At 68.9% G+C, this 8,529-nt stretch carries 7 protein-coding genes; 1 reads left to right on the top strand and 6 read right to left on the bottom strand.

Annotation, left to right across the window (positions count from 1 at the left end; translation table 11 throughout):
* Positions 1-379: 379 nt before the first annotated feature.
* Positions 380-997: a GNAT family N-acetyltransferase gene (locus tag ACFYMM_RS10300; RefSeq protein ID WP_388385406.1), complete on the top strand. Its 618-nt coding sequence runs from the start codon at positions 380-382 to the stop codon at positions 995-997.
* Between the two features lie 69 nt (positions 998-1,066).
* Here the strand turns inward: ACFYMM_RS10300 and trxA are convergent, their stop codons facing one another.
* From trxA to murJ, 6 genes are all read right to left on the bottom strand, one after another.
* Positions 1,067-1,399: a thioredoxin gene (trxA, locus tag ACFYMM_RS10295; protein ID WP_388385405.1), complete on the bottom strand. Its 333-nt coding sequence runs from the start codon at positions 1,397-1,399 to the stop codon at positions 1,067-1,069.
* A 46-nt stretch (positions 1,400-1,445) separates the two neighbouring features.
* Positions 1,446-2,414, bottom strand: coding sequence for a thioredoxin-disulfide reductase (gene trxB / locus ACFYMM_RS10290; RefSeq protein WP_388385404.1), 969 nt, complete (start codon positions 2,412-2,414; stop codon positions 1,446-1,448).
* Between the two features lie 188 nt (positions 2,415-2,602).
* Positions 2,603-3,541 (bottom strand): anti-sigma factor family protein, encoded by a 939-nt coding sequence (locus tag ACFYMM_RS10285; protein ID WP_388385403.1) that lies wholly within the window; start codon positions 3,539-3,541, stop codon positions 2,603-2,605.
* Complete coding sequence (gene sigM, locus ACFYMM_RS10280) at positions 3,538-4,272, bottom strand: RNA polymerase sigma factor SigM (protein WP_388385402.1); 735 nt, start codon at positions 4,270-4,272, stop codon at positions 3,538-3,540. Before sigM ends, ACFYMM_RS10285 begins: the two co-directional genes overlap by 4 nt.
* Positions 4,273-4,324: 52 nt before the next feature.
* Entirely contained in the window at positions 4,325-6,028 is a 1,704-nt protein-coding gene (locus ACFYMM_RS10275; RefSeq protein ID WP_388385401.1) for a serine/threonine protein kinase, read from the bottom strand.
* Positions 6,029-6,148: 120 nt separating this feature from the next.
* Positions 6,149-8,518: a murein biosynthesis integral membrane protein MurJ gene (murJ, locus tag ACFYMM_RS10270; RefSeq protein ID WP_388385400.1), complete on the bottom strand. Its 2,370-nt coding sequence runs from the start codon at positions 8,516-8,518 to the stop codon at positions 6,149-6,151.
* Positions 8,519-8,529 lie beyond the last annotated feature (11 nt).

The raw sequence follows: 8,529 nt of genomic DNA, 5'->3' as shown, positions 1-8,529 counted from the left end.
GGGCGTGGGGCCGGACCCCCAGATGGGTCTCCCCGCCGGCCACACCGTGGTCCCCGCCGGCTGGGCCGGGGGGGCCCCCCCCCCCGCGGGGGGGGGGGGGGGGGGGCGGGGCCCCCCCGCCCCACGACCCGCCCTTTGCTTTCAGTCGGTATCGATGGAATCGCATCGTGGATACGATGCGAGCGGGTATGGCGCATCCACCTGGCAGCACCTCTGAGTGGGAGGCGGGGGCCATGCGATCGATTTGCCGCACCGGTTTGGTGGGCATGGGCCTGGGACTCGGCATGATCGGCGGGTTCGTCGGCAGCCTGCTCAGGGAACGGAGCGCTCTGACAGCCGCCCGCGGCGCCGTGGGCGAAGGAAGCGAGGAACCGCCTTCATGGGCCGTCGGCTCGTACCGCTCACGCTGGACAACCTTCAGGACCTTCCCCAGCGCTGTCGCTCGTGTGTCTTCTGGGAACTGGACCCCGTCAGCGGTGAGGCCGCGGTAAGAGGCGGTACGGCCGCGATGGAGAAGGAGTCCTGGATCTCCGCCGTCCTGCTGGACTGGGGATCCTGCGGCCGGGTGGTCTACGTCGATGACGTACCGGTGGGCTTCGTGCTCTACGCCCCGCCGGCCTATGTGCCCCGCTCCACGGCGTTTCCCACAAGCCCGGTCTCGCCGGACGCCGTGCAGCTCATCACGGGCTTCATCATGCCCGGTTACCAGAGGCAGGGGCTGGGCCGGGTGATGGTCCAGACGGTGGCCAAGGACCTTTTGCGCCGCGGGTTCAAGGCGATCGAGGCATTCGGTGACGCCCGTTGGAAGGAGCCTGCCTGTCTGTTGCCCGCCGACCATCTCCTGGCCGTGGGCTTCAAGACGGTCCGGCAGCACCCCAGCCATCCCCGGCTGCGGTTGGAGCTGCGGACGACGCTGTCCTGGAAGGAAGACGTGGAACTGGCGCTCGACCGGTTGCTGGGTGCCGTACAGAAGGAACCGGCCCTGCGGCCGCTCTGAGCGGAGCCTGTTCTCAACGAAAAGGGCCAACCCCTCAGGGGTTGGCCCTTTTGTGTTTCACGTGAAACGTCACTCGGCGATGAACTCGTCCAGGTCACGGACGATCGCGGCCTTCGGCTTGGCGCCGACGATCGTCTTGGCGACTTCGCCGTTCTGGTAGACGTTCAGGGTCGGGATGGACATGACGCCGTACTTGGCGGCCGTACCCGGGTTCTCGTCGATGTTGAGCTTGACGATCTCGATCTTGTCGCCGTACTCGGCGGCGATCGCTTCGAGAGACGGGGCGATCTGGCGGCACGGACCGCACCAGGCGGCCCAGAAGTCCACCAGGACGGGCTTGTCGCTCTTGAGGACGTCCTGCTCGAAAGAGTCGTCGGTCACGTTCTTCAGGGTGCCGGCCACGGCGGGCTCCTTAGCTTGATCGTGCGGTCGGTCGGAGGGGGGAGGGTCAGACGGTGGTCTTCTCGGGTTCGGCGTTCTCCTCGTCCGCGAGGGCGGCGAGGAAACGCTCGGCGTCGAGAGCGGCGGAGCAACCGGTGCCGGCCGCCGTGATCGCCTGGCGGTAGGTGTGGTCGACCACGTCACCGGCACCGAAGACGCCGGTCAGGTTGGTGCGAGTGGAGGGCGCGGCGACCTTCAAATAGCCCTCCTCGTCCAGGTCCAGCTGGCCCTTGAACAGCTCGGTACGCGGGTCGTGGCCGATCGCGATGAACAGACCGGTCACCGCCAGGTCCGAGAGTTCACCGGTCTTGAGGTTGCGCAGCTTCAGGCCGGAGAGCTTCTGCTCGCCCTGGACCTCGGCAACCTCGCTGTCCCAGACGAACTTGATCTTCGGATCGGCGAAGGCGCGCTCCTGCATCGCCTTGGACGCGCGCAGGGTGTCCCTGCGGTGGACGATCGTCACGGACTTGGCGAACCGGGAGAGGAAGGTCGCCTCCTCCATCGCGGTGTCACCGCCGCCGATCACGGCGATGTCCTGGTCCTTGAAGAAGAACCCGTCACACGTGGCGCACCAGGAGACACCGCGGCCGGAGAGGGCGTCCTCGTTCGGCAGGCCGAGCTTGCGGTGCTGCGAGCCGGTGGTCACGATGACGGCCTTGGCCCGGTGGACCGTGCCCGCGGTGTCGGTGACGGTCTTGATCTCACCGGTCAGGTCGACGGAGACGATGTCGTCCGGGATCAGCTCGGCACCGAAGCGTTCGGCCTGCGCGCGCATGTTGTCCATGAGCTCCGGGCCCATGATGCCGTCGCGAAAGCCCGGGAAGTTCTCCACTTCGGTGGTGTTCATCAGCGCACCGCCGGCGGTGACGGCACCCTCGAACACCAGGGGCTTCAGCGACGCGCGCGCGGTGTAGAGCGCTGCCGTGTAACCGGCGGGCCCGGAGCCGATGATGATCACGTTTCGGACGTCGCTCACGGCTTGATTCCTCGTCTCTGGTCTACGTCGTTCGACCGGTGGGAGCCCCTCTCGGAGCCCTCACACCACCCAACGGATCCTACGGGGCGTGCATTCCCGGTGTGTCCGGGCACACGGAGTCGCACACGGTACGGATTACCGTACGGGCAGAGACAAGACCTTCTTGCCCGTAGACGTGCGACGGAGGATCAGGAGCGCGGGAGGGACTGCTTCAGCAGAACCTTGCCCGGCGAGACGGGCTGCCGGCCGATACAGGAGGCGTCGACCACGTAGGCGGTGACCCGATGAGGGGCACCGGACTCGGGCACCACGACCAGGTAGGCGCTCTTCCCCTCGTAGGTTCCTGTCTTCGCACCGAGTGCGGTGGTGTTGAGGTTGATTCCCTGGCGTACACAGTCGGGAACCGGCACCTGCTTCTGGAGCAGGGTGTTCGCGCTCTCGGCCGAGCCCGGGGTGTTGGGCTGGGACTGGACGTCCAGGTTCGGCTTCTGGCTTTCCGAGGGGTGCTGTGTGTCCCTCTTCGTGGAGAGGAGACCTTTCACCTGGTCCTCGATACTGCCACCGGAGAAGGTGCCGGCGGAGGGGGTCTGCGTGCCGTGGGCTGTCGTATCCGAGGAGTCGTTCCCGAGCGACTGCACGATGAGTGTCCCCGCACCCAGGACAGCGACGGTGAGGACAGCTCCCAGGACGACGGTCCTACGGCGCCGACCGCGTCCACGCTCCTTGCGCCCTGGGCCGGTCGCCGCATGGGGACGCCCGGAGGGGCGGTCGGCTGAAGTCGATGTTTCACGTGAAACGCGAGCCGGGGCGTCCTCGGCGGACGATCCGGAAGCGGAGACCAGTACCGGGGAATCCATCGATTCGGGGGCGCTGGCGTTCAGCAGCGCCTCGGCGGCCAGAGCCGCGTCGATACGGCCCGCTACGTCCGCGGGCATGAGCGGCGGGGCCGGAGCGGTGCCGAGCAGTCCGCGAATCTCCTCCAACGAGGCATGAACGTCGGCGCACAACTCGCACGTCTCCAGATGACGCCGGAGATCCGAAGTCCGTGACGGCGGAAGCAGGCCTTCGGTGAGGTCGGAGATCTCCGCGACGTCCGGGTGCCCGGCCGTGTCTGTCGAGGAAGTCACGCTCGCCCACCTCCGCCCTTCACTACAGCTGAACCGCTGGGCCCCCCGTCCAGGGGTCCTGGGGGAGCTCCGTCCTGAGATCCCGCTGCGGGTGGGACGGATGTCCTCTGCGCCCGGTTCCGTTCCGCTCCCGGGTCCTTGGCGCCACCGGTGTTTTCCGGCCGTAGATGGGTGAGCAGTGGAAGGAGTCTGGCTCTGCCCCGGGCGCAGCGGCTCTTCACCGTCCCTGTCGGCACGTCGAGGATCCGGGCGGCCTCCGCGACCGGGTAACCCTGCATGTCCACGAGGACGAGGGCCGCACGCTGATCGTGCGGAAGCGTGCCGAGGGCTTCGAGGAGCTGACGGTGCAGGTCGTTCCGTTCGGCCGGCGCGGAGGCCGATTCATGCGGCTCGAGCAGCTGCTCCAGCCGCTCGGTGTCGTCGACCGGGGAGGTCTTCCGGGTGGCGGCCTTGCGCGCCCGGTCCAGGCAGGCGTTCACCGTGATCCGGTGCAGCCAGGTGGTGACGGCGGACTGCCCCCGGAAGGTATGGGCGGCCCGGTAGGCCGACACCAGGGCGTCCTGAACCGCGTCAGCGGCCTCCTCGCGGTCGCCCAGGGTGCGGAGGGCCACGGCCCACAGCCGGTCCCGATGACGCCGCACAATCTCCCCGAAGGCATCGGGGTCACCTTCGACGTGCCGGGCGAGGAGATCCTCGTCCCGCACGTCGTCGTATCCGGCGCCATCTGCCATCCGCCCCTCCTCGGGGCAACCTTACGGACTTCCGGACAGGAATCCACAGTCCTCAGCTGGTGACCTTGATGTCCGCCACTCTGCCGCGCCACTGGCCGTTCTCCTGCATGGGCAGCTTCGTCAGCCACACCAGGAGGTACCGGCTCTTGAGGGGCTGCCCGGGCTTGAGTACCACGGTCGTACCCGAACCCGTGGCGACCTTGGTGTAGGAGTCGAAGGTCGTCGGCATGGTCCCCGAGTTCTCACTGCTCGCGGCCCGGAGTTCGACGGACGTGTCCCCCACGAAGGTGACGGTGGCCTTCCCGACCTGCTGGACCTTGCCGAGGTCGACAATGACCCCGACGCCGGACTTCAGATTGCCGAACTTCGCGCCCAGGTAGTAGTCGGTCTGCCAGTACGTTCGGGTGCTGTTGTCGTAGACCTTGTTTATGTTGGCCGGATTCTCGGAGTGGTCATCGCTGAACGGGTCGAAGTCCCGGGCGCCGATGATGGCGATGGGCTTGCCGGACGTCGTCTTCTTCGGAGCCTTGTCGCCGCCGCTGTCCGTGGTCTGCGTGTGGTTCGTGTCGTTGGACTTGTCGTCGTGCATCAGCGCGTCCGCCAGCTGCCAGCTGCCGAGGCCCAGGGCGGCGATCAGGAGGGCGGAGACCGCCCACTTGAGGGCCTTGCCGGTACGGCTCTGGAGCGGCGGCAGCGGCGCCGTGAGCGGCTGCCCGACGCCGGGGTGGGGGGCCGGACGGCCGTATGTACCCTGCTGGTACGTCGTGCGCTGGTACTCGGGAGGTGCCGTGAACGCCGGCTCGGGCGGACGGATGCGGGGCATCTCGCCGATCGCCTTCACCAGCTCCTCCGGCGTGGTGCACGGGGACTCGTGGCGGGAGGCGGTGGCACCGTCGTTGACGAGCGCGCGCATCGCCAGTTCCGACAGACCCCGGTGGACTCCGGCCCGCACCTGGTCGGGTGCGATCAGACCGACGTCCTTGGGCAGGCCGGACAGGCCGTAGGCATCGTTCTCGTACGGCCAGCGCTGCGTCAGCGCCGCGTACAGCAGGGCGCCGATCGACTCGGTGTCGGTGCGCTGAGGGGTCTGCGAACTGACGCCGCGCAGGGCCGCGTTGACGGCCAGCCCGCGGATGCGCCACTGACCGGTCGACGCACGCAGTACGGCGTTCGGGTTGAGCCGCAGATGGGCGAGACCCTCGCGATGCGCGGCAGCCATCGCGGAGGCGATCTGACTGACCATCTGGTAGGCGTCGTGCGGCTCCAGGGGAGCGGCCGAGAGCAGCGTGGTCAGCTCGGTCGCGTCGGGAAGCCATTCGTGCACCACGTAGACGAGGTCGTTCTCCTCGACGGCGTCCAGCACCTGGACGAAGCGAGGGTCTCCGAGCAGCGCGGAGGAGCGGGCGGCTGCCAGCACCGACCGGGCCCGCGCATGGTCCGCGGGCAGGATGTGGACGCCGACGGCGCGACGGAGTTTCTCGTCGACCGCGCGCCAACTGCTGAATCCGTCCAGACGGGTGACGCACTCCTCGAGACGGTAGCGTCTGGCGAGCTTGTGACCGCTGTGCAGTTCGGGAGGTGAGGCTGTCTTCTCAGGACTTCCGGTCCCGCCGCTCCTCTGTGCCTCGTCGCTTTCCGTGTCCCGCTCCGGGTTCTGGGCCACCCCGTCGGCCGTGGACTGATCCGCCTTGGCGGTCAGCGGCTCGTCACCGCTGTTGCCTGCCACGTCGACGGCAGCCGTGCTCCGTTCCGCCACCGTCGTTCCCTGCCTCCCCATCCGTTGCACCCTGTCCGACGCCGAATCCAATTGTGCCCACAGTCCGCTGCTATGCACGACACGCAATCGCGAACGATGGTTGTGCGCCTACCCCCACCTTCATCGCCCCAGACGCCCGCGCACCATGCCCACGAGCGAGTTGAGTTCCTCGATCCGCATACGGCGGGCGGCCACGAAAAAGATGCCGAACAGGACGACACTGCCCACCAGCAGAGCGGCGAACGAGCCCACGACGCCGTGGCCGAGGGCATGCAGAATGCCGTAGCAGGCGACGCCGCTGAGCAGGGCCGCTGGCACCGAGGCGATGCCGAGCCGGGCGTAGGTGCGCAGCACCTTGGCACCGTCCAGGTCGCCGCCGAGCCGCTTGCGCAGCCGTCGCCAGGCGACACCCACACCGGTCGCGTAGGCCAGGCCGTACGCGGCGGCCATGCCGGCGACAGCCCAGCGGGCCGGAAGCAGGACGTAGCAGAGCCCGGAGGCGCCCGCGTTGACCACGGCCACGATGACGGTGTTGTAGAAGGGCGTGCGGGTGTCTTCGTAGGCGTAGAAGGCGCGCAGGACGACGTACTGCACGGAGTACGGAATCAGACCGAGACCGAAGGCCATCAGCATGTAGCCCATGTTGGTGGCCGCGTCGGTGCCCGCGGAGCCGAAGATCAGCGTGCACATCGGGATGCCCAGGGAGAGGAAGCCGAAGGCGATGGGCACGATGGCGACCGCGGTGGTGCGCAGGCCCTGGGAGATGTCGTCGCGCACGGCACCGCTGTCGCCCTCGGAAGCCGAGCGAGCGATGCGCGGGAGCAGGGCGGCCATCAGGGACACGGTGATGATGGCCTGCGGCAGGCCCCAGATCAGCTGGGCGTTGGCGTAGGCGGCGAAGCCGGTGCCCTTGATGCCGGAGTCCTTGCTGGCGGCGGTGGACAGCTGGGTCACGACCATGGCGCCCGCCTGGTTGGCGAGGACGAACAGGACCGTCCACTTGGCGAGCATCGCGGCCTTGCCCAGGCCGTGGCCCTTCCAGTCGAAACGTGGGCGGATCCGGAACCCGGTCTCACGCAGGTACGGGATCATCGCCAGGGCCTGCACCACCAGGCCGAGCAGCACCCCGACACCGAGGAGCCGCTGGCCCTGCGGCGGGATGTTCGCGGTGGTCAGATGGGAGTGCGAGGCGGTGCCGTACACCCAGATGAACGCGCCGAGTGCCACGATGATGACGATGTTGTTCAGGACCGGGGTCCACATCATCGCGCCGAACTTTCCGCGAGCGTTGAGGATCTGACCCATCACCACGTGGATGCCCATGAAGAAGATCGAGGGCAGGAAGTAGCGGGTGAAGGTGACCGCGACCTCGTTGGACGCAGGGTCGGCGGCGATGGTGGGGGACAGCATCCGTACCAGCAGCGGTGCGGCGAACATCGCGAGGCCGGTGAGCGCGGCCAGGGCCACCATCACGAGGGTCAGCAGACGGTTGGCGAAGGCCTCGCCGCCGTCCTCGTCCTCCTTCATGGCCCGCACCAGCTGGGGCACGAACACGGAGTTGAGTCCGCCGCCGACGGTCAGGATGTAGATCATCGTCGGCAGCTGGTAGGCCACCTGGAAGGAGTCGGCGAGAAAGCTGAGGCCGAGAGCTGCGGCGATCAGTGCGGACCGGATGAAACCGGTGAGGCGGGAGACCATGGTGCCGGCCGCCATGACGGCGCTGGACTTCAGCAGACCGGAGGCCCGCCCGCCCTTGGCCGGCGTGGGGGCGGGGGCGGGAGCGGCAGTGGCCGCGGCCGGAGCAGGGGCAGGCGGCGGTACGGCGGCTTCCGCGCCGGCCGGAGCCGCTGGGTACTGGGCCTCGGCGTACTGGGCTTCGGGGTACTGCGCACCCTGGTAGGGGTTCGCCTGATGCGAATGGTCCCCGTTCGGGCTCATGGGGTGCGAACCGGTCGGATACTGACCGCTGCCCGGCGCGGCGGCCGGGCCCGGCACCGCCCGGGGCTGGGGGTCCATGGACGGATAGCCGCCCTGCTGCTGGTCCCGGAACAGATGCGCGAAGGCGTCCGGCTCGTGGTGCTCCTCACCGGAGTGCGTGACCAGGTCGTCCACCCCCACGAACTGGGTCGTGCGGGGGTTGTCACCGTAGGGCAGGTACTGGGTCGGGCCGTCCGGCTCCGGTGGCGGGGTCTGGGCCCACACCTGCGGGTCCGGGGCGTACGGCGACTGGGCCGGCGGGCCGTACAGCGGCGGCTGGGGCTCGTGCGCGCCCGGCGGCGGTGGAGGGTGCGCGGCGCGGTCGTAGAGCGCCTCGGCCACCGGGTCCTGGGCGGCGAGGTCCTGAGACCGGTAAGGATCCTGGTCGTAGGCGTCCTGGAGGTACATGTCCGCCGCGTGCTGCGGCGGCACCTGGCCGGGCTCGGGCGGCGACTCGGGGTAGCCCGAACCGGCCGCGCCCTGGCCGCGGTCACCGTCGTACGGCGCGTTCATGGTTTACCCCA

This window comes from Streptomyces sp. NPDC006739, from assembly GCF_042869815.1.
Taxonomy (GTDB): domain Bacteria; phylum Actinomycetota; class Actinomycetes; order Streptomycetales; family Streptomycetaceae; genus Streptomyces.
This window is presented reverse-complemented; position numbering and strand designations above follow the sequence as displayed.

Bases quoted from the DNA above. Each gene is read 5' to 3' on its own strand.
- ACFYMM_RS10300 (WP_388385406.1), top strand. From the start codon at position 380: ATGGGCCGTCGGCTCGTACCGCTCACGCTGGACAACCTTCAGGACCTT.
- murJ (WP_388385400.1), bottom strand. From the start codon at position 8,518: ATGAACGCGCCGTACGACGGTGACCGCGGCCAGGGCGCGGCCGGTTCG.
- sigM (WP_388385402.1), bottom strand. From the start codon at position 4,272: ATGGCAGATGGCGCCGGATACGACGACGTGCGGGACGAGGATCTCCTC.